The following is a 26,795-nucleotide window of genomic DNA, read 5'->3' as shown; positions in this document are numbered from 1 at the left end:
TAGCTATCTCAACCCGCTGATGGCAAAAGCAAATATAGCATTTAATTTATAAAAATACATTATATTATTAAATATAATAAAAAAGTAAAAAAATACTGAACCTAGCATGACACTAGCGTTCAGTATTTTAGCCAAACGTTTACTACTCTTGTATTCTGATACTTACTATCATTGATATTTACTATAAATGTAAACGAATCAAATTAGTGAGCCAGCACCTCTTCTAGCGCTGATTCAAAGCGTGTCACCGCACCGTCAATGTCGGTCAATTTATCCAAACCAAACAGACCCAAGCGGAACGTTTTAAAGTTATCAGGCTCGCCAACTTTGAGAGGGACACCAGCAGCAATCTGCACGCCTGCTTCAGCAAAAGCACTACCTTTATGCATATCATCGCGATCAGTATAAGCGACGACCACACCTGGCGCTTCAAAGCCTTCAGCCGCGACGCTTTCTATGCCTTTGTCTGCCAATACCTTGCGGATACGTGTACCCAGCTCCCATTGCGCATCGCATAATGTCTCAAAACCGATCTCTTTGGCTTCTAATAGCGTGTCACGGAATTGGCGTAAGCCATCGGTGGGCATGGTGGCGTGATAAGCATGACCGCCATTCTCATAAGCGCGCATGATAGTCAGCCATTGCTTCAAATCTAAGCTAAAGCTATCTGATTCTGTACTGTCTACCTTTTTAACCGCGGCGTCACTGAGCATCACAAGACCCGCACAAGGGGTACTGCTCCAGCCTTTTTGCGGTGCGCTGATGAGAACATCTATACCCAGCGCTTTCATATCCAACCAAACACAGCCCGACGCAATACAGTCAATAACCAATAAACCGCCCACACTATGAACCGCAGCGCTCAATGCTTTGATATAGTCTGTTGACAAAATCATGCCTGACGACGTCTCAACATGTGGCGCAAAAACCATCGCGGGTTTTTCCGCTTTAATTTTAGCGACTGCTGTGTCGATATCCACTGGTGCAAATGGTCTTGGTGACTCGCTGTCGTCTGCGCGCTCTGCGGTTAACACCGTAGATGACTTGGCGATTTTGCCTTTTTCTAAGATTTGCGTCCAGCGATAACTGAACCAGCCATTACGGATAATGAGGCAATCTTCATCGTTTGCCAACTGACGCGCCACTGCTTCCATACCATAAGTACCAGAACCTGGCACAATCACAACGGCGTCAGCGTTATATACTGATTTTAGCTCGCTTGATAAATCAGTCATTACTTGCTGAAAGACTTGCGACATGTGGTTCAAAGCACGGTCAGTATAGACTACTGAATACTCTAATAAGCCGTTTGGGTCAATATCTTGACGTAATGCCGTCATAGGACGCTCCTTATTTATAGTTAGATCATTGAATATTTCTCTAAAATTGGCTGCCACAAAACTCTGGTACGGTTATACCGACTACTTGGATAAGTCAGCTGGCACTATGTTTCATATAAAACAAATACAGTGCTGCCAACATCAATCATGTAAAACGCAAAGCAGAGATGACAATATAGCACTATATCTTAGCGTTACTGTCATTGCTAAAGGTGTCTTGTACTCATGAGTTTTTTCGATGGTTAATAAGAGCATACCAAATAAAAGCATCAATTTTATGATGGATACAGAAAAAAAGGATCAATAGCGTTAAGCTTGCCGATGTTAATGCAAAAGATATTGAAGAGGCTTGAGTGAGCGGAATGGTTTACTGATAGTAAAGGCAGAAAAAAACATCACTAATTCTATAGCGAGAAATGAGCGATAATTTTGAGCAATACATGATGAGATATAAATCAGCGACCACGATGAGTATCTGTTAATCCTGATACGACAAAATTAAGCAGCTCACTGTCCCCTTCGCGGGCTGCCTTACGCATCAGCTTGGATGGCGAATGGGTCAGCGACTGAGTGAGACGACGTGACAGCTCGATGAGAATCTCTTCAGGACTGGCGTCATCTTGCTGCAACTTGGCAATAGAAGCGTGTAGCAGCTTATCGACCTTCTCTTGAGTATGCGCACGATACTGCTGAATGTCTTTACCCACTTGTCGTACCTGAAAGCGACGATCCACCTCAACGACCAATTGACTCACCAGCAGTTCAGCATCGACGGCTGCTTGGCGACGCTGCTCAATATTGCCAGCAATGACATGCTGTAAGTCATCAACAGAATATAGATAGATATCATCTATACGGCTGATCGAGGAGTCAATATCACGTGGCACAGCCAAATCAATCATGAGCATGGGCTGATAACGACGGCGCTTAAGCGCTTGTACGGTCATGGTTTTATCAATCAACAAGTCCATACTGCCGCTACAGCTACTGACAATATCTGCTTCTGCCAATACATCAGGCAATTCTTGTAGGGTTCTGACGTCCACACGGCGGTTAGGATGACGCAGCTCAGCGGCTAGTGCTTCTGCTCGCTCAGGATTACGGTTGCAGATTATCACGCGCCCAACCCCCAGCCCAGCGATATGCGTGGCTACCAAACGATTCATCTCGCCTGCAGCTACAATCAATAGCGTGCGACTGGGCAAGTCATCAAATATTTGTGTTACCAGCTTGGCCGCCGCAAAACTGAGAGACACGGCTTGCGCGCCAACTTTGGTTTCATTACGCACACGTTTAGCAGCAGCAAACACTTGATCGACGATCCAGCCAAGCTGATTGCTCAGTACTTTTTGCTCTTGCGCAAGATGTACTGAGCGTTTGATTTGACCGAGTATCTGCGGCTCACCCAATATCATAGAGTCAAGTCCCGCCGCGACTCTTAGCCAATGGGTCAATGCGTGCGTATCACGATGGACATAAAGATATGGATCGATATCAATGAGTGATAATTGCTTAAACTCAGCCAACCAAGTTTTAATTTTGACAATGTGGGCACTGATGACAGCAGCAGAAACGTGGCTGCTACCACTTACAGCGGCTTCTTGCGTCTCAGATTTTGCCACAGCTTCTGGCATGACAGGGACAAGGGCATAAATCTCAGTGCGATTGCAGGTAGATACAATCACGCTACCATCAGTGAAAGTCTCTAATTGTTTGAGAGCAACATTCACGTCGTCACCCACAAGCGCCAAACGCTCGCGCAGAGCAACTGGTGCAGTTTTGTGATTGACCCCAATGACCACTAATCTCATTATCAATAGACCATAAATATGATGCTCGCCTGCCTATCACGCTGTCTTTTTTTACCAAAAGGCAATCCTGATGAACAGTACTGAGAGAAAGAACCTAAAAATCGCTTATTATATCATTATTGCTGGCTTTAATTAATACTCACCCCTCTATGAGGCGTATTTGCCTGTATCTGGGCGCAGATATTACAAATCAACTACCCTAATGATTGATAAAACCAATGGTCACGTTTTGAGGTGCGATTATAGATATAAGCATAAATGGATCGCTTAATATCTGATAACTTGCTATCGTTTTAAAGTAGTTTTCGACAGCTAAATATGCGACGAATTTTGGTCAAAGCAGATCACACAGAATAAAAATGCGCTTGGTAGCAAGATTGCTGCCACTATCAAGTAACATGGACACTATTGTTTATCGTCTTGTTCTCCTCGTATAATGCTTGTAATGAGTACTCACTACCAAGACTTGGTTGACATGATTAAATAAAATTGCTTTATCACAATGGATAAGCAATGGGCGAATATGGCTATCTATGATTTTTTTTGGGTCAGTGTTTCAATCACAGTATCAATTATTACTTATCAATGGCAAATCGTTTAGCCTCCGTGCTTTGCGGCGTGTCATTATGGATAGCCTATATCGACGTTACAAGCTGACGTTGTCTTTGGCCGCTTGTCTGTGCCTGATGACACCAGCACATGCCAGTCATGCAGACTTGGGACAAGAGGCGAATTTGCCCGAGATATCCACACCATTTGTTGATTCTAAAACGTCTATAAACGCACCCAGCGATGACCAAACACAGCCTGTAGAAACCGTTGACAATATCAATGGCTTAGCACCGACGAGTATTTGGCAACCTGAGATGCAAGAGCCAAGCTTATATGCGCTATTGGATGCCGAATTTGCCGCAGATCGTGATGACAAACGACGAGCCCTCGCTATCTATAAACAGCAATCCTTCAAAGACGATGCGACTGCGGTGTTTGAGAGAGCGCTGAGTCTGTCTTTACGCAGTGAAAGGGTTGAGGACTCGTTGCAGTTTGCCAAAGCATGGCAAGATCAGAATCCTGACCATGTGCCTGCATGGTTCTATGTCGCGCATCTCGCACTTCGAGCGCATGACTATCTGCTGGCTGGTGAGACACTCAACCGTATTTTACGTTATGACCCTCGCGCGGATTTGAGCGAAATTCTGATTGGCATCTATCCAAACAATGATGAAGACAAACGTGAATTGCTCGCCGCGCTACAACCACTAGATAGCGAACAAAACGCGTCATTGTCTGTTTTAAAAGCTGGCCTACTCTATCAGTTCAATGAGCCTGAGATTGCCATCGTACATATCAATCGCGCTTTGGAACGTCAGCCTGACTACGTACCTTTTATTACTTTAAAAGCCGACATATTGCGCAAAATCGTCACCTCAGAGACGGTGGTTAACTACCTTAATCAAGCACGTATGCGTAATTCTGATAGTAAAAGCTTGTACTTATATGAGATTCGCTACTTGCTGGACATCAAACAAAGTCAGGAAGCATGGCAACTTTTGCTTAAAGCTCACAGTCAGTTCAGAGATGACGAAGAAATCACTTTATTGGCAGCGTTGGTCAGTTTGGATATTGAAAAATACGACAGCGCCGATCAACTATTGAACACGCTTGCCAAAACGCCAGCTTATCTGGATCGTGCCTATTATTATCTGGGTATCAGTGCTGAGCGTCAGCAAAACGTTGAGCAAGCAAAACGTTATTTCAATAGTGTCATGCAAGAGGATTTGGTACTAGAAGCACGTAGAAAAGTCGTGGCGTTTGAGCTGTTAAATGACGATACCGATGCGGCGATCGCCACACTAGAAAAACTGCGTAAAGACTTTAGTGTCTTCGCGCCTGACACCTACGTGCTACAAGCCGATATTTTATGGCAGCAAAATGAGCCTGAAGAAGCGCTTCGCCTCTTGACACGCGCCGCTCGTAAATACCCTGATAACGAAGCATTGCTATTTGCCCGTGCCCAGCTGCTTGATGACAAAAACGACTATATCGTCAAACGTACATTGCTCAACCACTTGCAGGCATTAGACCCGAGCAACTTGTCTTATCAGCTAAGTTACGCCCAACTCCTCCTCGCCAACGAACGCAGCTCTGAACAAGGATTGGCGTTAGCCACGGCTATCATTCAAATTCGATATGATGACCCGCGTTACGACAATGATCTACACTTGCAAGCGCTCAATGTGCTGGCCAGTAATTCATTGGCCAACGAAGACTATCAACAGGTCATCGACTACTTACAAACACCTTATGATGTGTTCCCAACCTTGCGCTCAGGCACCTTGTTATTACGCGCTTATCAAGGCCTAGGCAACAATGACAAAGTCGAGACATTGCTGGCAGATTTGCAGAAGCGCTTTTCGTTTGGACAAAGCAATATCAGTGACCGTATACAACTGTATTAATCATCTATGGTATACCAGATAAAGCGTCCAGACTTTACGATTACAAGGCTATTATAAGAAGCTAACAACCACGTATAACTGAGTAACAAATAAGAATTAAGCTAATCTTTTGTCACTTTGTCCATTTTTGAGGAAGCACTATGTCAATACGTCCCTTTTACAAAACCAATAAGTTAGCTTTGTTCTCTGCCTTGACGGCAGCAATGGTGATTACTTCTGGCTGTCAGTCGTTAAAGACTGCGAATGCGACCAATCAACCAACCATGATGCAAGGTCAAAACGCAGACCAGCCTAAGAAGCTTGAAAACTTCAACATCACAGGTAAAATCGGCGTTACTACTCCGGCCAATGACACCACAGGAAGCCAAGGCGGCAGTGCGTTTTATGCGTGGGGACAAGAAAATGATCGCTTTGCCATTGAGCTGATTGGCGCATTGGGTATTGGTAAAACCAACATCGAATACAATGGTCAAACTGCCACCCTAGTCAGCGAAAAAACAGGCACCTTAACTGCTGATGATCCTGAGACTTTATTGCAAAAAGCCACTGGTTGGAAAGCGCCCATCTCACAACTACCCTATTGGATATCTGGTCGCCCAGCGCCGTCAGACAGCGCCCCACAGCTTGATGCTCAAAATCGCTTAATCAGCTCGGTCAATGGCGAATGGCGTGCCAGCTTCACGTATAAAGGCGATGACAAGCTGCCCAATAAAATCAGTGCGGTACAGTCACAAGGTAATAAAGTTGTGATGACCATCAATCATTAAACTATTATTAACGAATTGGTATTAATGAATTGGCTTTTTGTGTTTATTAAGATCGTTGTTTATGATTAATCCCTTAACTTCTGCCTCTACTATCAGCCGCTTATCCCCTGCAAAAATCAATCTGTTTTTGCACATTACGGGCAAGCGAGCTGACGGCTATCATAATTTGCAAACCGTTTTTCGTCTTCTCAATTGGGGCGATTGTTTGCATTTTTCGGTGGCTGACGATGCTGTGATGCAAACGGCTAATAGTGAATCAGATGCTAACACACTCTGTCATCAGCTATTAATATTGGCTGGTGCTGAGAGTATCACTGCCGATATAGAAGACAATTTAATCTTCAAAGCAGCGCGTGCATTGCTCGCCTTTGCCATACAGTCAGATGCGTTACCTAAGCAGTTGGCACAAGTCACTGTCGTTTTAGACAAGCATTTGCCAATGGGCGCAGGATTGGGCGGTGGCTCCTCCAACGCCGCAACGACTATGCTGGTGCTCAACGAGCTTTGGCAGCTGAATTTCACTTGTGACGAGCTGATAAAAGTTGGTGCAAAGGTCGGCGCAGACGTGCCAATCTTTATCTTCGGTCAAGATGCCATTGCCATGGGTATTGGTGAAGAATTGACTGCCATTGACCTGCCTGACCAGCAGTATTTAGTCTTAACGCCTGATGCACATGTCAATACTGCCAAACTATTTGCCCATCCTAAACTGTCACGAGACATCGCTCCCCTGTCGATTGATATTATTCAAAGTCAATCCAATGATTATGTTCAAAATTTGAATACGCCTTATCACAATGTCTTTACCCCAGTAGTGACAAGCCTTGCTCCTGCTGTTGAAGAGGCTTTGAACTATTTGCAAGGGTTAGAGCAACAAGCACTAGGTACAGCACGCATGACTGGCTCTGGTAGTGCAGTATTTTTACCTTTGGATACCAGTGTTGCTACTGATAAAAAGCTATTGGTAAAGTGGGTTAAGGGTGCGCCTTGTGCAGGATATGTGGTGGGGAGTTTATAACGTGAATGCTTTATATCTAAAAAAACGCTCAATAACAGGTACGGTTTTTGTTTGCTTGTCATTGAGTCTAACTGGGTGTACATCGCTACCTAAATCTTATGATGAACCTAATTCCAAGCGCTTGTCTGATAATGTAATTTTACCACCGCATCTAGGAATTGAATTAAAAGATAACTCTCAGAATATATCTACTTCTGAGCAGCACCGTAAAACCAGTTCACCTGCTGAACTATTTACTTACGCACCGGCTCTTTCAATGCGCGAAATCAATTTTGTTTTGAAAGGCAAATACGTTATAAAAGATAACTGCTTATACTTTTTTCAGAACGATGATAAGTATCTTAGTCCTATTTTTTATCCAGATAGAGCCATTCTGTTTGAGAATGAAAACTCTATTTCTTTAAAGGGGACCAAGGTTAAACTGGGTGAGGAAGTTCTTACGAGTGGCAAAATTAAAGACCGTATAGGAAGTTATTTTTTGCAAAAAGGTGATATCGTTATCGAAGATACTGAAAATACAGCGTGTCTAACAGAGCCTGCGGTATTTATGAGTGGTAGAGTAGTAAATCCTCAAATATAGACATATATATTGCACTATCAAATTGCGATTCAAAAGCTTGGTGAAACTTTTTATTTGATACATTTATACTGATACAACTCACCTTGCCTAGCTGAATTTTGAATAAATCCTAGAAAAAAACGCAAATCACTTGCAAAATCTGAAAATTTACTTATAATAGGTCGCCACAATAGGGGTATAGCCAAGTTGGTAAGGCATCAGGTTTTGATCCTGACATCCGTTGGTTCGAGTCCAGCTACCCCTGCCATTTTTTAGTACAAAGCGTTTGAGATGGATTTATTATAAGCGGCTTATAAACAGTCACTTATCTTAATGTCATTGACAACGTTATCCCAGTTTCGGTATAGTTCGCAATGGACACCGCTAGGGAAAAGTTATGTTTTAGACGGCTCAATCGTTTACAAGATAACTGACAGGTCGTGAGCCCATTCTAAGAGTGACTAATTGGTTATTATTAGATATCGGAGTCCACAGCCTAGACATTACAGGGGTATAGCCAAGTTGGTAAGGCATCAGGTTTTGATCCTGACATCCGTTGGTTCGAGTCCAGCTACCCCTGCCATTTTTTACTGTAATAGTATACTTCAACTTTTTTCACCACTCTTTTCTTAATTTGAGCAGTTTGTCACTGCTTAGCGGTCGCTGCTTGAGTCAATCAATAGGACTTCTGTCATGCCTTATTTGGCGATTTTTACGGGCAATGCCCACCCAGAATTAGCAAAAACCGTAGCCGATCACCTTCATATACCTCTTGGTAAAGCTGACATCACGCGTTTTTCTGATGGCGAAATTGCCGTGGAAATCAAAGAACACGTACGCGGTAAAGACGTGTTTATCATGCAGCCTACTTGTGCACCGACCAACGATAATTTGATGGAAATCATGATGATGGCCGATGCTCTGCGTCGTTCTAGTGCTGGCCGTATCACAGCCGTCATGCCGTATTTTGGTTATGCTCGTCAGGATCGTCGCCCGCGTTCAGCTCGTGTGCCTATTTCTGCTAAAGTCGTCGCTGACATGCTCAACATCGTCAGTATCGATCGCGTGATGACGGTTGATTTGCACTCAGATCAGATTCAGGGTTTCTTTGATATCCCTGTAGATAACATCTACGGTACGCCAGTACTCCTGAACGACCTACAAAAACAGGACTATGACAACATCATGGTGGTTTCACCTGACGTTGGTGGTGTGGTTCGTGCGCGTGCAATGGCGAAGCAATTGGGCGATACGGATTTGGCAATTATCGATAAACGCCGTGCGCGTGCCAATGAGTCACAAGTAATGCACATCATTGGTGATGTCCGTGATCGTGATTGTGTGATTGTTGATGATATGGTTGATACCGCGGGTACACTGTGTAAAGCAGCGGAAGCACTAAAAGAGCACGGCGCACGCCGCGTCTTAGCTTATATCACTCACCCTGTCCTATCGGGTAATGCACTCAAAAACATCAGCGAATCTGCGCTAGACGAAGTGGTTGTGACTGATACGATTCCATTATCTGCTGAAGCCAAGGCTTGTAGCAAAATCCGTCAGGTAAGTATTGCACCGATGCTTGCCGAAAGCTTACGCCGCATTAACAATGAAGAATCTATTAGTGCGATGTTTGATTCTTAAGCTCAAAACTTAACCGGCATTATTACAATGCTTGTGATCATATGCACGATAATAGATCGTCAGTAGTTTCATAAAAAGCGTCAAGTGTGCTCACTTGGCGTTTTTTTATACGCAATAGTTTGTACAGTCATTTTGCGTAGGTCTTTATTATTATTACAAAACCACGTATAATGCGCGCCTGTATCGACCAATTTTTGACTTTGTCAGGTCGATATTACCAAAAGTGCTGATCAAGCTTAGCAATAACGATTTTTAATGACTGTAATAGACATATCAATCGTTATAGTGAGCGAATGGCAAAATTTGAGTGTTGTCTGTTTTATCAGCAACTACAGGTTTTAGCTATCATCACCCATTAGTGGATTGGTCGCAAATCCACTTTTTTATGACCAGACACTTCATCATTCTTTTTATAGGATTATATCCATGAGCACTAATCATTTTGAGCTAAATGCAGTTGATCGTTCTGCTGACCTACAAGGTAAAGGTGCGAGCCGCCGCCTACGTAAGCAGAACCTAGTTCCTGCTATCATCTATGGTGGCAACGCAGAGCCAACAGCAATCTCTATCAAGCTAAACGAGTTGGTAAAAGCGCTTGAGTTTGAAGCATTTTTCTCACACATCTTGACTATCACTGTTGACGGTGAAGAGCATCAAGCCGTTATCAAAGACTTGCAGCGTCATCCTGCAAAAGGCTTCCCAATGCATGCTGATTTTCAGCGCGTTGTAAAAGGCCAAAAAATCCACATGAACGTTCCTGTGCATTTTGTTGGTCGTGAAGAAGCGCCGGGTACAGCTGCTGCTGGTGTACTATCTACGCTAGTATCTGATATCGAAGTTGTTTGCTTACCATCACAGTTACCTGAATATCTAGAAGTAGATGTATCTGGTATGGAAATCGGTGATTTGTTCCGCCTATCAGACATCACTCTTCCTGAAGGTGTTGTGATTCATGAGCTTGAGCTAGAAGACGGCCATGACCGCACTATCGTTAACATGCAGCCACCAACGGTTGAAGAAGTTGACGAAGAAGCTGACGACGTTGATGCTGATGAAGTACCAGCTACTGAGCAAAACGACGGTACTGAAGAAAACAAAGACAGCGAGTAATCACTCCTTTATATAGCTACTTGTTGTAGTGTATATGATAGATGATTTATTCAGTCAAAAAACAGCAGGTGATTCAGATCTCCTGCTGTTTTTGTAAGTAGGGTTTGAGAATATACTGTCTATCAATATTTTAAACCTTATCCTTATTTATCAAATTTAAGCAGGGTGTTTTTATGGCCATAAAGCTTATCGTCGGTCTTGGTAATCCTGGTGAACAGTATATGTTTACGCGGCATAATGCTGGATTTTGGTTCGTCCATCATTTGGCTCAGGAATTTAACATCGCCCTCTCCCATGACAAAAAATTCCATGGGGTAACGGGTCGCGGACGCATTCATGGCTCTGATGTGCGTCTATTGATGCCATTAACTTTTATGAATAAGTCTGGTCAGTCAGTGGTGCCGATGGTCAACTTTTATGGCATCAATAATGATGAGTTATTGATTGCTCATGATGAGCTCGATATTCCTGCTGGCAGTATCAAGCTCAAAACCAATGGTGGACATGGTGGTCATAACGGTCTGCGAGATATCACGCCTCATATCGGCAATGATTTTCATCGTCTGCGCATTGGTATTGGGCATCCAGGTCACAAATCCAAAGTCAGTGGCCATGTGCTTTCCAAAGCCGCTCCTAATGAGCAGATTGCCATCGATAGCGCTTTGACGGCTGCTTTTGAGGCATTACCCTTATTGTTAGCTGGTGATGTCGAAAAGGCGCGTGCACAAATCAATGGTTTTAAATTGCCTGAGTAACACCATATACAGGTCAGCAGTCTTTTATTTTAGCAAGTTAATCTCTATTAACCTTTTGATTTAGTTAACTAATATCAGCTACGCTAAGGAAGCAACCTATGCTACTTAATATGCTTAAATGCAAGTTACACCGTGCCCGTGTTACCCATGCCGAACTGCATTACGAAGGATCATGCGGTATCGATGGTGATCTGCTAGATCTCGCTGGGCTACGTGAAAATGAGTCTATCGATATCTACAATGTGACCAATGGCAAGCGCTTTCGCACTTACGCTATCCGTGCAGAAGCAGGCTCTGGGATTATCTCACTAAATGGTGCTGCCGCTCATATGGCAGACTTAGGTGATATCGTCATTATCTGCGCTTACGCCCATTTTGATGAAGTGGAAGCATCAACCTATCAACCAAAGCTTGTCTACTGCAACGAAGACAACACAGTGAAAGACACCGCCAACATCATTCCTGTCCAAGTGGCTTAAGTTAAAACCACAATGCCTTCTGACAGAATAGACATAACTGACCAACTAAACTGTTGAAGTTATTGTTATTATTTATTCAAAACCTATATACTAATATAAAAGCTGAATCCACATGCAGATTCAGCTTTTTTTATACCTTTCTGCTTAGGGTGTGTCATCAATTAGCCTATTGATACAGCGAGTGGTCTTAAAATCTAAACAACACACCCTAGGCAATTTATATTTTTTATGACAATGTTTTATAACTGATAAGGAACAATACTAATGTGGCTGGCTGTTATTGCGATACTCATTGGATTAGCAATTTTGGTTTGGAGTGCGGATGTTTTTATTGATGGGGCGACCACACTGGCAAAGAAGTTCAGTGTCCCTAGCTTTTTGATTGGTGTTTTGATATTAGGCATAGGAACGTCAGCGCCTGAAATGGTTGTGTCAGTGCTGGCAGCACTAGAAGGCAGCCCTGAGTTGGCGCTGGGTAATGCTTATGGCTCTAATATTATTAATATTGCTTTAGTCCTAGGTGCAACCGTGTTGATCAGCCCTATTATCATTCGTAAGGCTATCGTAAAACGCGACCTACCCATCTTAGTAGGCATTACCGCTATAGCAGCATGGCAGCTACGTGATGGCGCATTGAGCGCAGTTGACGGCATTGTCCTAGTGGTGTTACTCATCGCGGTATTGGGGATGCAAATTTTTCTGAGCCTGCGTGAAGGCTATCATGAACATGAAGACGATGTAGTAACAGAGATGGACGCAGAAAAGGCCGAACAAAGCGTTGCGCGAGGCCTTACCTCCTTGTTTATCGGCATATTGATGCTGGTCGCAAGCTCACGTGCCATCGTTTGGGGCGCGGTGGAGCTGGCCACTTTTTGGGGATTGAGCGAGCTGATTATTGGATTGACCATTGTCGCTGTCGGCACGTCATTGCCTGAGCTTGTATCGAGCTTGTCAGCGGCACGTAAGGGCGAGCACGATATGGCACTGGGCAATATTATTGGCTCCAATATATTCAATACGCTGGGCGTCGTTGGTCTGGCAGCATTGATTGCACCCATCACTGTCAACCCTGTTATTTTGTCGCGTGACGTCCTGACAATGGGCGCAATTACCTTATTGCTCGTTGCTCTGTGTGTTTTTGCCTATATGACCAAGCGTAAGTTTGGTCGCCTTTCTGGTGCCACCCTGGTCCTGTTTTTTGTCGGTTATACAGGATGGCTTATTCAAACCGTCAATATGTAGTTTTTACTCTTCAAAATAACATGCTTAAATGAACGACAGACCTTTTTTTACTGAGTATTACCGGTTTTTTTTACGGTTTTTGAATCCACTCCATAACCCTTCATGTGCGACTTTCGGCATTTTTAGGGTGATGGTGTTGGATAGCATGTCTTGTACCGCAAGACCACGGCGATTGAACACACAAAATGCGTAATTAAATATCAAACCCAAAAAAGCGCTGGTCAATAATAAAGCACGTGACCCACCAATTAGACTACCAATAATACCAAACAGTGCTGGCATCAAACATGCCGCTAAGATACGCTTAAACGACTGCCCCCACGTCAGCAAATGACCTGAGTTGTTCACCGTCTTTAAGCGCCAAGTTTGCATGCCCAATGTCTGCCCACCGCGGCGCCAAAATATGCCATAGAACGCGACCAACGTTAGCACAAAAGATGGCGTCATTATCAGGTTCTGATACCATGTCGGCAGCGATTGTGCTTGCGATGATTGTGTTCCTGTCTGCATCGTCAGCACCGTACCCACTACAGTGAGTATAGTCCCAACCAAAAACAATAATGCCAAGATTAACATGCCATCATAGATAATCGCTACAACGCGAGTCGTTGGCTTAGCAATCGTTGGTTCTTCATCAGGTAGTGGTTGCGTAGAGGGGCTGCGCTTAGGCATGGATTTATTGGCCGCTTTTGCTGGACGTTTGGGTAAACTCTTTGACATGGACAAGCTCATAGCAAGCAGTGAATAGTGACTCTATTGTACCGTAATTAACTGTCTTAGCGTACCTTATCCTAAAGTGCCACTGCGTCACAAAACAATGATAATTGACAAAATCTATAGACATAAAAAAATCGCCAATTGTCATAAGACAGGCGATTGATTTAGTTGATTATGCAAAATGGTGCGCTTGGAGAGATTCGAACTCCCGACCCCTTAGTTCGTAGCCAAGTGCTCTATCCAACTGAGCTACAAGCGCGTACTTTGCAAATCATTTACCGAGTTGTTAAAAACAATTTCAGTAAATTAGGTTGGCTATTATATAGATAATATCGCTTGTGTCAACATCTTTTTTTATTAAAATCAAATAAAATTTGAACCTAATAACTAAAAATACTTAACGCCAATATATTGCTTTATTACTCTAATAACAACTGAATAAATGGCGGTGAAGGAGGGATTCGAACCCTCGATACGCTTACACGTATGGTTCCTTAGCAGGGAACTGGTTTCAGCCACTCACCCACTTCACCGAACGATTTAAGACATCTATAAAAAATCTATAAACATAGTATTGATGCTAACAATACGTCTTATGCCGTGGGCGAGTATTATAGCAAAGCCAAAACGAATTGCAAGCGTTGTCTACAGATTTATGAGCGTTTTCGCATAATTATTTATTTATAAGCCTCTATAGCCATCTTAGCAGATAAAACTATGGCAAAAACCGTCTTTTGACTTGTTAGCATGATATTCATTGATGTGCCTTATCTCTAAGTGCAGTATTTGACCGACTATGGCTTTTTCGCGAGCAGGTGGCTATAGTATTTGCTATTCATTTTAAACCGTGTAAAAGGATATGATATGCGACCAGTGGTATTGTGCTTTTCAGGATTGGACCCCTCAGGCGGTGCTGGAATACAAGCAGATATTGAGGCCATCGGGCAAGCAGGTGCCTACGCTACTGTCGCCTGTACAGCGATTACCATACAAAGCTCACAGCAAGTATTTGGTTTTGACGCTTGTGCTGCAAGCTTGGTCAAGGCGCAAGCCACGACAGTGCTCGAAGATTTACCAGTCGCTGTCATCAAGTCTGGTATGCTCGGCACAACTGACAACATCGCCATGCTAACCGCTCTATTTGCTGAGTGCATCATCGCTGATACCGTGCCTTTTGTGTTAGATCCTGTGCTGGTCGCCAACAGTGGCGGTAGCTTGGGGGACGAAAAAACCTTGGTGACCGCCTTCAGGAAGCTGTTGCCTTACGCCACTCTCGTGACTCCCAACAGTCATGAGCTACGCGCTTTGAGCGGTGAGCAAGATCTACACATTGGGGCACAAAAACTATGCGCGCAAGGTACGCATGCAGTCCTTGTCAAAACCTCACACGATTTTGATAGCGGTGATATCGAGCAGTACCTGTATGTCAAAGGCGAGATGGTACATCAAAGTACTTTGCCGCGCTTAGAGGGAGAGTTTCACGGGTCAGGCTGCTCGCTCGCCAGTTTCATCGCGGGACGCTTAGCCATGGGAGATACGCTTATTGATGCCGTCAAAGCAGCAGACAGCTGGATTACTCAGACACTACGCGCCGCTGACGTTCCGCATCCTGACAACCCCGATGCCCAATTGATACCCAATCGCTTTGTCCGCGTTTAATATATTAGCTTTTCTATTCATATAACCGCACAGATGATGCGCTATCTTAAACAGGTTCAACTGACAGAAAAAAGGCGCTCTACCTGCATAGAGCGCCTTTTGTGGTTTAAAATTTTATAAATAATCAGTACTGGTTATGATCACTGACATCAGCCTAACCCAGCATAGGCATAAAGTTGGCGGTCAAACCACCAATAAATATCTCAAGCAAGTAAAAAGCAAAAAAAGCGACCATCGGTGACAAATCCAACATACCCAAATTGGGTGTGATACGACGAAACGGCGCTAAGATAGGCTCAGCAAGATTGATAATAATACCAATGATGGGGTGCTCAGATCGGGTAAACACCACAATCCAGCTGACGATAATAGACCCTATCACCAAATAACGGCATAGACGTAAGAAATCTAAAACCAAACTGGTTGTCCCTGTAAAAAACAAGGGTACTGGTGCAATTCCTTTGTGCGTGAGCGCCGCTTTCCCTGAAATATCAATCAGACGAATCAAAAACATAAGTACGATGGCAGCGATACTGATACGACCTTGCCCAACGGTTGGAAAAATACGTCCAAACATATCGACAATATGTGTCGCTTTATAAGCAGGCGCAATCATAGGATTTCGAGCATCCATTCCTGCAAACTGTAGCATAAAGCGAATAAATACCAACATCATGGCGAATGTGGTGACCAAATCAAAGATTTGAAATAACATGTTGTTCATGAAGTGCTACTCAATATGATCTTATTAACAGGTTGTAGGGTGACAAATGTCATGGATAAAGACGCAGTATTGATAGAGTGATCTACTTACTCATCTCTTCACTTAATGCCTGACTGCGATCATAGCAAGCTTGCATGGCCTCACCAATTTGGCGACCAATGTCATTGGCTTGCATGGATTCAACTGCCGCTTGAGTGGTGCCATTTGGAGACGTCACTTTGCGACGTAACTCAGCGGGTGCATCTTCACTATCCATCGCCATTTTTGCGGCACCGATCATGGTTTGTAGTGCCAGCGCTGACGCCTGCTCTGTATCTAATCCTAGCGCAACGCCTTTATCGACCATCGATTCGATAAAGTAAAACATATAGGCTGGCGCTGAACCTGACACCGCTGTGACTGCATGCATGTGCGCTTCATCTTCAACCCACATGACCAATCCAGAAGCTTCCATGACCGCAGTGGCCAGCTCTTTTTGTTCGGCTGAGATATTGTCCGTACCATAGAGTCCTGTTGCACCCATCTGAATCATAGCAGGCGTGTTCGGCATCGCACGTACAATATTGCGATAACCATTTAACATGTTAGATAACAGCTCCGTCGATAAGCCTGCCGCGACTGAAATCACCAATTGGGTGCTCAAGGCGTCAGCAAACGCGCCAATCACCGCTTTCATGACTTGTGGCTTTACCGCCAGTACTACGATGTCAGCATCGATAACCGCTGCGTTTGCATCGGCAGTCGGATCAACCGTGTTCAATCCTTTCGCTGCCAATTGTTCACGTACAGATAGATTAGGATCAGCAACCGTAATTAGATTCGGTTGGATACCGCAGCCAATCAACCCGCTAATCAAGGCCTGCGCCATATTACCGCCGCCAATAAAGCTGATTTTTTTGTTATCTAATACTGACATACTTGTCTCCTACTCGCAAAATTCAAAGGCATTAAAACTAACATAATGCTAGGTAAAATGACACTCAGTTTAACATACTGCTACCGCCATCGTTTGAGAAATTCAAGCGGCCAAAACGGATATCAAGTAACAAAAAACTCAATACGATTAAATAGTTTCATCCGTTTTTTGACGAATACTATTGACTACTCAAATGACTCTTTACCAGCTCACTGAGCAGACTTTCTGTGAGCGGATTGGCTGAATCAGCAGAATTCAAGTGCCAGCGCTCAAAAGGAGAGAGTAATAATATAGGGATATCTTTTACTGGCTCACTTGTCATGGCATCATTACTGGCTTCATCTTCTAAAACCACACTTACCACCATCAAATTCTCGCGTAACCACAGCGGAATACCAAGCGTTTGGTACAGTTTTTTGCCTGATTGTGGACGCGTAGACCATCTGGTTTGAATACGCTGCTGACGGTCTAATGGGGCTATTTTTAATACCTTTTTAACCCTTGTTGTCTCATCAGTGTTGATAACATCAAGTGACTGCGCCAATACAGTTGGTGTGACGTGTAATTGCCAACTAAAGCCCTTGCTAGAGCGCAAGGTGATGCGTCTAGGGTTAGGATCAGATAAACGCTCAGACCCCAAATCAAGGGTTTGTTCGATAAGTGGCATTTTAAGCCATTTTAGCCAATCACCGCTTAAGCGATACAACTGCTGGCGGTAGCGACGAATGCTATAGGACTGCTTGCGACCTTGCCAAAACAGCTCGGTTTGATGATCATGATCACGACGTTGGCTTAGCTGTAGCACATCCTCTATCAGTTGTTTGGCTGGTGGTAATGGCTCATCTTGACCAAGCCAGTGATGCAATAGCTGACGCTGTCGATGGAGCGGCAGCTCTATTAACTTATCAATATCGATTACCCGCTGAGCAGAAGACAATTGTAATGAGACAATAGCAGTGTGCTGTACATCTTGTATTGCTTGAGCACGTACAGTCGCTTCTGCATCACTTAATAGCTGGGCACTACGAGCCATATTATCGATGACATTGGGATTGTATTTCGCCAGTACCGGCATGATGTCCCGCCGTAGACCACTACGTATATTATCGCCAGTGTCGTTGGTCGGATCATCGATATAGGGAAGCTGCAAGCGCGTGGCATAAGCACTGATATCGGCGCGCTGAACGGTAAGCCACGGTCGCCACAAGACAATGCGATGTGCCGCCTGCGTTTGTACTCGCCAAGGCTGCATACCAGACAGACCATTGACGCCTGCTCCTTGAATCAAACGCATGAGCATCGTTTCTGCTTGATCATCAGCGTGGTGCGCTAGGACTAATACATCGTCTTGATTCATACAGGCACGCATAACATCATAGCGTGCTTGCCGCGCGGCTTGCTCATCATGACCGTTCACTTGTGCTTGCAATATATGACATGGCAATTGCTGCTTGTGTGCCCACTGTGCCACGTGCATTGACCAGTGCTGGCTGTCCACCTGCAAGCGATGATCGACATGTAAAAGCTGTGGCAAAAACGGTAACGTCCCTTGGTGATAAAGCTGCACACACAATGCCGCGAGCGCCAATGAATCTCGGCCACCACTACATGCCAGCCAAATACGCCGACCATGCAACCGTGCACCATATTCAGATAGGCTACTCAAAAATGCCGCTGCCAATTTGGCATCGCTTGGTAGCGCTGCTATGGGCTCAATGGGATGTGGCACGATGGCACTGCTGGTCATAGTCAACCCTGCTTATTTGATGGTCATATGAATATAGCTTACGGACATAAAAAAACGTGCCATTAAATGACACGTTTTTATTTTAGCATTAAGCTTGGCGCTCTTATATTAAAAGCACGATCTCAAACTAGCAAGGTAACATCACATCTGAGTTAAAAGACTTCAGCTTCTCGTAGCGTAAATCACAACGCTCTTGAGCATCCAAATCTTTAATCTCATCCAGTTGCTCAGCAATCAGCGCCTTTAGAGCATTCATGACAGGTTGCGGCTGAATATGAGCCCCTTCCCCTTCGTCGATAACGGCATCAATCAAACCCATCTGATGCAGATTGATCGCATTCAGTTTCAACGCTTCACTGGCATCTTGTGCTTTTTCCGCGGTTTTCCACAAGATAGAGGCACAACCTTCAGGAGAGATGACCGAATAGATGCTGTTTTGTAGCATATTGGCTTTGTCACCTACCCCAATCGCCAAGGCACCACCTGAGCCACCTTCACCGATGATGGTTACGATAATAGGCACTTTTAGGCTAGAAAACACGGCAATACTTTCGGCAATCGCTTGCGCTTGTCCACGCTCTTCAGCACCAATACCCGGATAGGCCCCTTGGGTATCCACAAACGTCATCACCGGAATGTCAAAACGCTCAGCCATTTTGACCAAACGAATCACTTTGCGATACCCTTCAGGGTTTGCCATACCGAAGTTATGAGCAATACGCTCACGCGTGCTGCGACCACGGTGTTGACCGATGACCATCACAGGTTTGCCATCGAAGCGCGCAAGCCCGCCCAAAATGGCTTTATCATCAGCATAAGCACGGTCGCCATGCAACTCATCAAATTCAGTAAATAGCTGATTAACATAGTCCATAAATAATGGACGCTTGGCATGTCGTGCAAGCTGCACACTATCCCAGACAGTGCTCATAGACGCTTCCCTTTAATCGTTATACATAATAATGGTATCGTTATCTATATATAGATAATGAAAGTACAGTTGTAAACTCAATAGAAGCTATAGTAGCACATCTTATTTGGCATGGCATTACTGACAAAGCAGCTTTTGTTACGTTAATCTTTAACGCCCTCATTACAATAGTAACCGCCTATCGTTTTAAGCAGCAACAATGCTTAGCTTCACGCCCCACTTAGCGAACTGGTCAACCTCAGTATAAAGGTCAGGCAGCAAAAACGCGTAGTGTTCACTATTATTGGCCACCGTGATTTGCCAGCAATTATCTTCGATGATGTCTAGTTTTAGCTCTGGTAACTCCTGATCGCTACGGCTGTGATGTGCCAGCACCGCAAGACGCAGCAGTAGACACAAATAAACGAGCTGATCACCACCGATGTTATAAGTTTGCTCTAGCATATCTGCTTTGAGCTTACGACGATGATTGAGCATCAGCTGAGCCATACGCTTTTGGTCAACTTGCGAAAACCCTGGAATATCTGAATACTCAAGCAAATAAGCACTGTGCTTATGATAGCTGCTGTGACTGATCGCAAGGCCAATCTCATGCAAGAACGCGGCACGTCTGAGCAAATCCCCATCATCACTACTCAGCAGCAACCTTTTTTTCACTTGCTTAAACAAAGCACGGCTGGTTTTTACCACTTGTTTGGCTTGTTTTTTGTCACCTGAATACCGCTTGATGAGGGCGAGCACACTACGGTCACGCACATCTTCGCTCGCAAAGCGTCCAAGCATGTCATACATGACGCCTTCACGTAAGGCCCCGTCCGAATAACTGATGGTATCGATACCCAATACTTGCATCAAAGCACGCAGTACTGCCACGCCTGCCGGAAAGATGGCTTTGCGGTGTTCTTTGACCCCTTCTAGATCAATATTATCAACATGACCTGCTTTTAGCAGTAATTTTTCGAGGTTTTTAACGCCCTTATAGGTGATGCATTCTTGCTCATCGGCCCAGCCTTTGGATACCAAAACGTTGCGTACTGCTTTAATGGTACCACTAGACCCAACCACACTGGTCCAGCCCATTTTTTGGTAACGACCATTGATAGCGAGCACTTCTTTGCGCGCCCCTGACATGGCTTTGGTAAAGGCTTCTTTGGTAATTTGACCATCCGCAAAATACTTTTGCGTAAAAGCCACACAACCCATTTGTAAGCTTTCGGTCAATAGCGGATCGAATCCTTGACCGATGATAAATTCTGTTGAACCGCCCCCGATATCAATGACCAAGCGCTTGTCGCTACTGGCATTGGTGTGAGAGACGCCCAAATAAATCAATCGCGCCTCTTCACGCCCTGCAATAATCTCGATGGGCTTTGGCAAAATTTTATTGGCATGAGCAATAAACTCGTTGGAGTTTTTGGCTTGTCGTAGCGCGTTCGTCGCTACCACCCGAAGGCGTTCTGGCGGCACCGAATCCAAGCGTGCCACAAAACGGCTTAAGCATTCAAGACCACGCTTTTCAGCGGCCGCACTTAAGATATTATTTTCGTCCAGTCCAGCCGCCAGCTGAACTTTCTCAGACATAGAAACTACTTTTCTCACCTCACCATGATCAAGACGAGCAATGGCCAAATGAAAACTGTTGGAACCGATATCGATAGCTGCCATCATCTCATCGTCAGTGAGAGGTGGATTTTTAAGATAGTCAATAGGCATAGGAGAAATCGTTACCATGTCAGATAAATAGGAAAAAGAGGGGTTAAAAATGAGACAAAGAACAGATAGAAATTACACGGGCAGAAAACATGACATTTATGCGAACCGATGTAATTGCCACCATTAAAGCATTTATGCCAAAAACTGGCAAGAGACACAAGACTGGTACATCAGGACAAACATACCATTGCTGAAATAATAGACGCATGCGGCGCATCTGTGACTTGTATTCACAAGGTTGGTCTGCTACATTAAAATTTAAGAAAATTATAATATATAACAGTTACTTACTGGGTATTTATAAATATAAAGTAAAGATAAAAGCCGCCATAATATCTACGTAAATGTGTTTTGATTGCCATATAAATGGGTACATCATACGTGATATATAATAAATGACTAGCAAGGATGCTAAACCATGACGCTTAATGACACATCGCTTTCAACCGAAACCGCAGTCACTCAGACTGACGATTACACCAGCAAGACTGCCGAAACAGACCTTATAAAAGCCGATCCTTCGATAAAACAGAATTTTTACGACTTTTATTTGAATGAGCATCAAAACATGGCCTGCCGCCGTTTGCATTTTGCTGGCAGCAGCTTTGGTCTATTGGGTTTAGCAAAATCTGTCAAAGACCGTTCTCCAGCGCCTTTATTAAAAGGCATCGCTGCTGGCTATGCTTGCGCTTGGGTCGGTCATTTTTTCTTTGAAAAAAACAAACCGGCCTCGTTTAAGTTTCCACTCAAAAGCTTTGCCAGCGACTTTCACATGTATAGTGATGTGCTACGTGGCAATTTGAGTCTAAAAGATCGCAAATACGACAGAGCCAGAAAAAAACCAGCACAGTAAGGGAGTTACTGGTGCTGGTCATGGTTTAAAACCACTTACTTTTAAAAAAATAGCATTGAGCGGTCAAACTAACGCTTTGCCATCTCTGCAAATATCTCATCAGCAGCACTAATCGACGCATCGATATCTTCATTACTGTGCTTAATCGACATAAAGCCCGCTTCATACGCAGACGGCGCTAGGTAAATACCGCGATCTAACATACCGTGGAAGAACGTATTGAACACCTCCATGTCGCACTCTGTCACATCATCAAAGTTACTTGGGGTTTTGGTATCAGCGTCTTTGACAAAGAACATACCAAACATGCCGCCCAATTTATTGGTGCGCAGATTGATGCCATGCTTATCCGCCGCCGCTTGGAAACCATCGACCAAATGATCGACTTTGGCAGCTAAGTCTTCATAAAAGCCTTCTGCTGTTAAGTCTTCAAACATCGCAATACCAGCACGCATCGCAAGTGGGTTACCTGATAGCGTACCCGCTTGATAAACGCCACCAAGCGGTGCGATACAGGACATGATTTCTTCTTTACCGCCAAACGCACCAACTGGTAGACCTGCACCGATGATTTTGCCAAAACAGGTCAAATCAGGCGTGATACCAAAATATGCTTGCGCGCCGCCAAGACCCACGCGGAATCCTGTCATGACTTCATCAAAAATCAATACTGCGCCATGCTCAGTACATTGGGTACGCAATGTATCATGAAATTCTTGCGCTGGAATGATCATGTTCATGTTGCCAGCAATTGGCTCTAAGATCACGCAAGCGATCTCATCACCCCATTTTTCAAAGCAGTCTTTGATCGCTTGCGGATCATTATAAGGAATCGTAATGGTGTGCTTCGCAAAATCGGCTGGAACGCCTTTCGAGGTTGGTTCGCCGATATCAAGCATCCCTGAGCCTGCTTTCACGAGCAGACTGTCCGAATGGCCATGATAGCAACCTTCAAACTTGACGATTTTGTCACGCTGAGTATAACCGCGTGCTAAACGAATCGCGCTCATAGTCGCTTCTGTACCAGAGCTGGTCATGCGAATCATCTCAACGCTCGGGACGATGTCACAAATCTTATCAGCAACCGTCGTTTCAAACGGCGTTGGTGTTCCAAAGCTCAAGCCATCATCGGCCGCTTTTTTTACCGCGTCGATGACTTTTGGATGGGCATGACCCAAAATCATTGGGCCCCAAGAGCCCACATAATCGATATAAGCATTGTCTTCGGTATCATAAATCTTGCTGCCGTTGGCGCGGTGCATAAAGATTGGCGTACCACCGACCCCTGCAAAGGCGCGGACGGGTGAATTCACACCACCTGGGATATGCTTGCGGGCTTGTGCAAAGAGCTGTTCGTTTTTAGTACTCATAGCTACTCTCTATTTATAGGTTCTGTATTCTGTAAGTTCTGTATTTTTTAAATGTCGTCAGTCTTATATTTGTTTATTATCGAATCTTTCAAGACATTTTTACAATTTACGCTTTTTTGACGACAGAAGATTTAAGTTTCATTGGGCCATAGCCATCGAGTTTACAATCAATATCGTGACCATCGGTTGCGTCTGGCAATAGGCGGATACTTTTTGCTTTAGTCCCGACTTTAATGACAAGTGAAGAGCCTTTGACCTTTAGGTCTTTAATGACCGTAACGGCATCGCCATCCTGTAGCTCGTTGCCAACGGCATCGCGAATCACAGCATCTTGCTCTTCCGCTTGCGCCGCATCCGTCTCAGCTGCTGTCCACTCGTGAGCGCACATCGGACATACCAGTAACGCACCATCTTCATACGTATATTCAGCATCACATTTCGGGCAATTTGGTAAGCTCATCATATCCTCGGCAGTCATCAGACGTTGGGTTTATTGTAGAGCGAACATTGTACCGTAACTCGCCATTTTTAACCAATTTGTACCGTTGAAAATGCCGCACTACGCCCAATTTAATGCTTAACCCACACTTAAGCGCCCCACTTATTGATGACGTTTTTGTGACATCATTTTTGTGGTACTCTTCTTAACCTTATATCAATTTATACGCGCGCATTCTGTCAGTGACATGGTAAGTAACAACAGCGTCTATATTAAAGCGTACCTATAATTTTTATCGCTTCGATTTCATCTCTATATTTTAAGCATTCAGCAGAAGGATAATAACAATGACACAATCTCCGAACCCCTCAGCCTTGCCGCAGTTTTCACAGTTGACCATGCAAGGCGAGGATGCCGAAAAATTCTTGCAAGGGCAATTGACCTGCGATGTCACCAAACTTGGGCTTAGCTATCAAGCAGCGGCTATTTGTAATCTAAAAGGTCGGATCGAATTTGGTATTTGGATTAAGAAACAAGCCGAAAAGCACTACGATGTGGTCATCAGCAGCGATTGTGCAGATGCCTTACAAGCTCATTTAAAAAAGTTTGGCGCGTTTTCTAAATTTGATACCAGCGAGTCGATCGCGATTTATCCGTGTGTGTTAGCAGACGAACCAACCTTTAGTCATAAGGACGACCACAATACCGCTGAAGATACTGAGGCTTGGATGGCGTGCAGCCTAGCGACTGGTAACTATTGGATTGTCGCTGCGACTCAAGGCGAGTTCCAACCGCAAGAGCTGCGTCTGCATCAACGCGGCGGCATGGACTATGATAAAGGCTGCTACTTGGGTCAAGAAGTCATTGCCCGCATTTATTTTAAATCTGCGCCAAAAGCATTTTTACATTACGTAAAAGATAGCGACGTGGTGCCAGCAGCAGGCGACAAGCTAGACAAAATCCAAGTGGTCAATGCGATGGAAAATGGCAATGGCTTTACTGCCCTTGTCGTTGCTCGTCCTGAACAGTTGGCAGAAAGCACGCTTAGCATACTGGACTTGCCAGCAGCACTACAGGTAGATGTTGCGCGCCCAAAGTAAAAGCAAGCTGAAACAGATAGGCGGCGCAGCAACGGTGAGGTTAGGCTAATATACGGCTGCCGTCATGATTAACATGAGCATAGAGAATCCCATGACACATATTGCGGTACTCGGAGCAGGCGTGGTGGGCGTGACCACCGCGTGGTATCTACGTCAAGCAGGCTATGATGTGACCGTGATCGAGCGTGAGTCCGCAGCAGGGATGCAGACGTCCTTTGCCAATGGCGGTCAAATCTCCGTCTCACATGCCACGCCGTGGGCCAATCCTGCCACCCCGATCAAAGCGCTCAAGTGGCTGTTTAAAGAAGACGCGCCGTTGCTGTTCCGTCTGCGTGCTGACAAGGATCAGCTCAAATGGGCCATGCAATTTTTGCAAGAGTGCCGCGCTGATCGCGCCGATGCCAATCTGGTGCAAATGGTACGCTTAGGGTTGTATTCTCGCGATGCCTTACAACAGCTACGCGCCGATATCGGTATCGAGTATGAGCAGCAAACACGCGGTATCATGCACTTTTATACCAGCCAAGCGGAGTTTGATGCGGCGATTGAACCCACTGAGCGCATGCAAGCGCTTGGTTGTGAGCGCCATGTAATTGATATCAATAATGCCGTTAACTTGGAACCTGCCCTCTACCCGATTGCGCATAAGCTCACTGGAGCGACCTATACCAGCCGTGACGAATCTGGTAATGCGCATCTTTTTACCCAGCGCTTGGCACAGCGCTGCATTGATGCTGGTGTACAGTTCTTATATGATACTGATATCTTGGCACTCAACACCGATACTGACTCTGCAAAACCTCATATACACAGTATTACCATTCGCCCAAAAGGCGAAAATGCGCAGACTTTCACGGCTGATAGTCATGTGGTCGCGTTAGGTAGCTATAGCGTCCCTCTGTTAAAACCACTGGACATTCATGTACCTATTTTTCCAGCAAAGGGCTATTCAGCCACCTATACCGTCAATCCACGAGCGCCGCATTTAGCCCCTTTTGTTAGCTTGATTGATGATGAGTTTAAGCTGGTGACTTCACGTTTGGGTGATAAGTTACGAGTGGCAGGGACAGCAGAATTTAATGGCTATAATTTAGACTTAAATGCCACACGCTGTGAGGCCATTACTCGTCGCGTGCAGCAATTATTTCCCAAAGGCATTATCGCAAACTCGGTGCAATATTGGACAGGACTGCGCCCCATGACTCCCTCGAACGTACCTTTGATTGGACGTGCACACTGTGGTCAAGTCAAACATGGCAGTCATAACACATCAGCCACTTTTGATAATCTATGGCTCAATACGGGGCATGGCACATTAGGCTGGACGCATGCTTGCGGCTCTGCAAAAGCCATCAGCTTATTGATACAAGGCGAAACGCCCAACGTTGATTTTGATTTTGTGGGTACAAACAGCTGACTTAATCTCCAAACACTATAACCAAGCT

Annotated in this window: 23 protein-coding genes and 4 tRNA genes; 15 read left to right on the top strand and 12 right to left on the bottom strand. The window is 44.7% G+C overall.

Translation table 11 applies throughout. The annotated features are described in order from the left end of the window. Nucleotides 1-203 precede the first annotated feature (203 nt). Both CZ794_RS12610 and hemA read right to left on the bottom strand, forming a co-directional pair. Nucleotides 204-1,340, bottom strand: coding sequence for an aminotransferase class V-fold PLP-dependent enzyme (locus CZ794_RS12610; RefSeq protein WP_087041944.1), 1,137 nt, complete (start codon nt 1,338-1,340; stop codon nt 204-206). Between the two features lie 455 nt (nt 1,341-1,795). Beyond that, the gene (gene hemA / locus CZ794_RS12605; protein ID WP_087041943.1) at nt 1,796-3,151 is read right to left on the bottom strand and encodes a glutamyl-tRNA reductase; all 1,356 of its coding nucleotides are present in this window, start codon (nt 3,149-3,151) and stop codon (nt 1,796-1,798) included. Nucleotides 3,152-3,684: 533 nt separating this feature from the next. On the opposite strand from hemA, the gene CZ794_RS12600 reads away from it, so the two are divergent. The 11 genes from CZ794_RS12600 (at nt 3,685) to CZ794_RS12550 (ending at nt 13,181) form a co-directional block, all read left to right on the top strand. After that, entirely contained in the window at nt 3,685-5,610 is a 1,926-nt protein-coding gene (locus CZ794_RS12600) for a tetratricopeptide repeat protein (protein ID WP_087041942.1), read from the top strand. 140 nt (nt 5,611-5,750) lie between these two features. Beyond that, a complete protein-coding gene (gene lolB / locus CZ794_RS12595; protein ID WP_087041941.1) occupies nt 5,751-6,377 on the top strand; it encodes a lipoprotein insertase outer membrane protein LolB in 627 nt (208 codons plus the stop codon). Nucleotides 6,378-6,438: 61 nt separating this feature from the next. Beyond that, nucleotides 6,439-7,395, top strand: coding sequence for a 4-(cytidine 5'-diphospho)-2-C-methyl-D-erythritol kinase (ispE, locus tag CZ794_RS12590; protein WP_087041940.1), 957 nt, complete (start codon nt 6,439-6,441; stop codon nt 7,393-7,395). Between the two features lies 1 nt (nt 7,396). Continuing rightward, the gene (locus CZ794_RS12585; protein ID WP_143515727.1) at nt 7,397-7,975 is read left to right on the top strand and encodes a hypothetical protein; all 579 of its coding nucleotides are present in this window, start codon (nt 7,397-7,399) and stop codon (nt 7,973-7,975) included. Nucleotides 7,976-8,146: 171 nt separating this feature from the next. Further along, a tRNA-Gln gene (locus tag CZ794_RS12580) sits at nt 8,147-8,222 on the top strand. A gap of 239 nt (nt 8,223-8,461) precedes the next feature. After that, nucleotides 8,462-8,537 (top strand) — tRNA-Gln (locus CZ794_RS12575). A gap of 110 nt (nt 8,538-8,647) precedes the next feature. Then, the gene (locus tag CZ794_RS12570) at nt 8,648-9,595 is read left to right on the top strand and encodes a ribose-phosphate pyrophosphokinase (RefSeq protein WP_087041938.1); all 948 of its coding nucleotides are present in this window, start codon (nt 8,648-8,650) and stop codon (nt 9,593-9,595) included. A gap of 426 nt (nt 9,596-10,021) precedes the next feature. After that, nucleotides 10,022-10,705, top strand: coding sequence for a 50S ribosomal protein L25/general stress protein Ctc (locus CZ794_RS12565; RefSeq protein WP_087041937.1), 684 nt, complete (start codon nt 10,022-10,024; stop codon nt 10,703-10,705). Nucleotides 10,706-10,878: 173 nt separating this feature from the next. Beyond that, nucleotides 10,879-11,460 carry an aminoacyl-tRNA hydrolase gene (pth, locus tag CZ794_RS12560; protein ID WP_087041936.1) on the top strand — a complete coding sequence of 194 codons (582 nt, stop codon included), beginning with the start codon at nt 10,879-10,881 and terminating at the stop codon, nt 11,458-11,460. Between the two features lie 98 nt (nt 11,461-11,558). Further along, nucleotides 11,559-11,939 carry an aspartate 1-decarboxylase gene (panD, locus tag CZ794_RS12555; protein ID WP_010196068.1) on the top strand — a complete coding sequence of 127 codons (381 nt, stop codon included), beginning with the start codon at nt 11,559-11,561 and terminating at the stop codon, nt 11,937-11,939. A gap of 264 nt (nt 11,940-12,203) precedes the next feature. Further along, nucleotides 12,204-13,181 (top strand): calcium/sodium antiporter, encoded by a 978-nt coding sequence (locus CZ794_RS12550; protein WP_087041935.1) that lies wholly within the window; start codon nt 12,204-12,206, stop codon nt 13,179-13,181. A 57-nt stretch (nt 13,182-13,238) separates the two neighbouring features. Here CZ794_RS12550 and CZ794_RS12545 read toward each other — a convergent pair whose 3' ends face one another. The 3 genes from CZ794_RS12545 to CZ794_RS12535 all read right to left on the bottom strand — a co-directional run bounded on the left by CZ794_RS12545 (nt 13,239) and on the right by CZ794_RS12535 (nt 14,431). Next, on the bottom strand, nt 13,239-13,901 hold the full coding sequence (locus tag CZ794_RS12545) for an RDD family protein (RefSeq protein WP_087041934.1): 663 nt from the start codon (nt 13,899-13,901) through the stop codon (nt 13,239-13,241). Nucleotides 13,902-14,080: 179 nt separating this feature from the next. Then, a tRNA-Arg gene (locus tag CZ794_RS12540) sits at nt 14,081-14,157 on the bottom strand. A 184-nt stretch (nt 14,158-14,341) separates the two neighbouring features. Beyond that, nucleotides 14,342-14,431 (bottom strand) — tRNA-Ser (locus CZ794_RS12535). Between the two features lie 331 nt (nt 14,432-14,762). Here CZ794_RS12535 and CZ794_RS12530 point away from each other — a divergent pair. Further along, nucleotides 14,763-15,557: a hydroxymethylpyrimidine/phosphomethylpyrimidine kinase gene (locus tag CZ794_RS12530; protein ID WP_087041933.1), complete on the top strand. Its 795-nt coding sequence runs from the start codon at nt 14,763-14,765 to the stop codon at nt 15,555-15,557. A 154-nt stretch (nt 15,558-15,711) separates the two neighbouring features. Here the strand turns inward: CZ794_RS12530 and CZ794_RS12525 are convergent, their stop codons facing one another. The 5 genes from CZ794_RS12525 to ppx form a co-directional block, all read right to left on the bottom strand. Next, nucleotides 15,712-16,281: a YggT family protein gene (locus CZ794_RS12525; protein ID WP_087041932.1), complete on the bottom strand. Its 570-nt coding sequence runs from the start codon at nt 16,279-16,281 to the stop codon at nt 15,712-15,714. 82 nt (nt 16,282-16,363) lie between these two features. After that, entirely contained in the window at nt 16,364-17,197 is an 834-nt protein-coding gene (proC, locus tag CZ794_RS12520) for a pyrroline-5-carboxylate reductase (protein ID WP_087041931.1), read from the bottom strand. A gap of 178 nt (nt 17,198-17,375) precedes the next feature. Beyond that, nucleotides 17,376-18,944 (bottom strand): tRNA lysidine(34) synthetase TilS, encoded by a 1,569-nt coding sequence (gene tilS / locus CZ794_RS12515; RefSeq protein WP_087041930.1) that lies wholly within the window; start codon nt 18,942-18,944, stop codon nt 17,376-17,378. A 127-nt stretch (nt 18,945-19,071) separates the two neighbouring features. Then, nucleotides 19,072-19,875, bottom strand: a complete 804-nt coding sequence (locus CZ794_RS12510; RefSeq protein ID WP_087041929.1) for an acetyl-CoA carboxylase carboxyltransferase subunit alpha — start codon at nt 19,873-19,875, stop codon at nt 19,072-19,074. Nucleotides 19,876-20,061: 186 nt separating this feature from the next. Continuing rightward, entirely contained in the window at nt 20,062-21,588 is a 1,527-nt protein-coding gene (gene ppx / locus CZ794_RS12505) for an exopolyphosphatase (RefSeq protein WP_087041928.1), read from the bottom strand. A 418-nt stretch (nt 21,589-22,006) separates the two neighbouring features. Between ppx and CZ794_RS12500 the strand changes: the two genes are divergently transcribed. Then, on the top strand, nt 22,007-22,441 hold the full coding sequence (locus CZ794_RS12500) for a DUF962 domain-containing protein (protein WP_087041927.1): 435 nt from the start codon (nt 22,007-22,009) through the stop codon (nt 22,439-22,441). A 68-nt stretch (nt 22,442-22,509) separates the two neighbouring features. Here CZ794_RS12500 and hemL read toward each other — a convergent pair whose 3' ends face one another. Together hemL and CZ794_RS12490 are read right to left on the bottom strand one after the other, a co-directional pair. Continuing rightward, nucleotides 22,510-23,811 carry a glutamate-1-semialdehyde 2,1-aminomutase gene (hemL, locus tag CZ794_RS12495; RefSeq protein WP_087041926.1) on the bottom strand — a complete coding sequence of 434 codons (1,302 nt, stop codon included), beginning with the start codon at nt 23,809-23,811 and terminating at the stop codon, nt 22,510-22,512. A 106-nt stretch (nt 23,812-23,917) separates the two neighbouring features. Continuing rightward, the gene (locus CZ794_RS12490) at nt 23,918-24,271 is read right to left on the bottom strand and encodes a zinc ribbon domain-containing protein YjdM (RefSeq protein WP_058025320.1); all 354 of its coding nucleotides are present in this window, start codon (nt 24,269-24,271) and stop codon (nt 23,918-23,920) included. 326 nt (nt 24,272-24,597) lie between these two features. Between CZ794_RS12490 and CZ794_RS12485 the strand changes: the two genes are divergently transcribed. Further along, complete coding sequence (locus CZ794_RS12485) at nt 24,598-25,350, top strand: folate-binding protein YgfZ (RefSeq protein WP_087041925.1); 753 nt, start codon at nt 24,598-24,600, stop codon at nt 25,348-25,350. Between the two features lie 91 nt (nt 25,351-25,441). After that, nucleotides 25,442-26,767: a D-amino acid dehydrogenase gene (locus tag CZ794_RS12480; RefSeq protein WP_087041924.1), complete on the top strand. Its 1,326-nt coding sequence runs from the start codon at nt 25,442-25,444 to the stop codon at nt 26,765-26,767. The last annotated feature ends 28 nt before the right edge of the window (nt 26,768-26,795 follow it).

It is taken from the genome of Psychrobacter sp. JB385, assembly GCF_900163785.1.
Taxonomy (GTDB): Bacteria; Pseudomonadota; Gammaproteobacteria; order Pseudomonadales; family Moraxellaceae; genus Psychrobacter.
This window is presented reverse-complemented; position numbering and strand designations above follow the sequence as displayed.

Bases quoted from the DNA above. Each gene is read 5' to 3' on its own strand.
- CZ794_RS12610 (WP_087041944.1), bottom strand. From the start codon at position 1,340: ATGACGGCATTACGTCAAGATATTGACCCAAACGGCTTATTAGAGTAT.
- hemA (WP_087041943.1), bottom strand. From the start codon at position 3,151: ATGAGATTAGTGGTCATTGGGGTCAATCACAAAACTGCACCAGTTGCT.
- CZ794_RS12600 (WP_087041942.1), top strand. From the start codon at position 3,685: ATGATTTTTTTTGGGTCAGTGTTTCAATCACAGTATCAATTATTACTT.
- lolB (WP_087041941.1), top strand. From the start codon at position 5,751: ATGTCAATACGTCCCTTTTACAAAACCAATAAGTTAGCTTTGTTCTCT.
- ispE (WP_087041940.1), top strand. From the start codon at position 6,439: ATGATTAATCCCTTAACTTCTGCCTCTACTATCAGCCGCTTATCCCCT.
- CZ794_RS12570 (WP_087041938.1), top strand. From the start codon at position 8,648: ATGCCTTATTTGGCGATTTTTACGGGCAATGCCCACCCAGAATTAGCA.
- CZ794_RS12565 (WP_087041937.1), top strand. From the start codon at position 10,022: ATGAGCACTAATCATTTTGAGCTAAATGCAGTTGATCGTTCTGCTGAC.
- pth (WP_087041936.1), top strand. From the start codon at position 10,879: ATGGCCATAAAGCTTATCGTCGGTCTTGGTAATCCTGGTGAACAGTAT.
- panD (WP_010196068.1), top strand. From the start codon at position 11,559: ATGCTACTTAATATGCTTAAATGCAAGTTACACCGTGCCCGTGTTACC.
- CZ794_RS12550 (WP_087041935.1), top strand. From the start codon at position 12,204: ATGTGGCTGGCTGTTATTGCGATACTCATTGGATTAGCAATTTTGGTT.
- CZ794_RS12545 (WP_087041934.1), bottom strand. From the start codon at position 13,901: ATGTCAAAGAGTTTACCCAAACGTCCAGCAAAAGCGGCCAATAAATCC.
- CZ794_RS12530 (WP_087041933.1), top strand. From the start codon at position 14,763: ATGCGACCAGTGGTATTGTGCTTTTCAGGATTGGACCCCTCAGGCGGT.
- CZ794_RS12525 (WP_087041932.1), bottom strand. From the start codon at position 16,281: ATGAACAACATGTTATTTCAAATCTTTGATTTGGTCACCACATTCGCC.
- proC (WP_087041931.1), bottom strand. From the start codon at position 17,197: ATGTCAGTATTAGATAACAAAAAAATCAGCTTTATTGGCGGCGGTAAT.
- tilS (WP_087041930.1), bottom strand. From the start codon at position 18,944: ATGACCAGCAGTGCCATCGTGCCACATCCCATTGAGCCCATAGCAGCG.
- CZ794_RS12510 (WP_087041929.1), bottom strand. From the start codon at position 19,875: ATGAGCACTGTCTGGGATAGTGTGCAGCTTGCACGACATGCCAAGCGT.
- ppx (WP_087041928.1), bottom strand. From the start codon at position 21,588: ATGCCTATTGACTATCTTAAAAATCCACCTCTCACTGACGATGAGATG.
- CZ794_RS12500 (WP_087041927.1), top strand. From the start codon at position 22,007: ATGACGCTTAATGACACATCGCTTTCAACCGAAACCGCAGTCACTCAG.
- hemL (WP_087041926.1), bottom strand. From the start codon at position 23,811: ATGAGTACTAAAAACGAACAGCTCTTTGCACAAGCCCGCAAGCATATC.
- CZ794_RS12490 (WP_058025320.1), bottom strand. From the start codon at position 24,271: ATGAGCTTACCAAATTGCCCGAAATGTGATGCTGAATATACGTATGAA.
- CZ794_RS12485 (WP_087041925.1), top strand. From the start codon at position 24,598: ATGACACAATCTCCGAACCCCTCAGCCTTGCCGCAGTTTTCACAGTTG.
- CZ794_RS12480 (WP_087041924.1), top strand. From the start codon at position 25,442: ATGACACATATTGCGGTACTCGGAGCAGGCGTGGTGGGCGTGACCACC.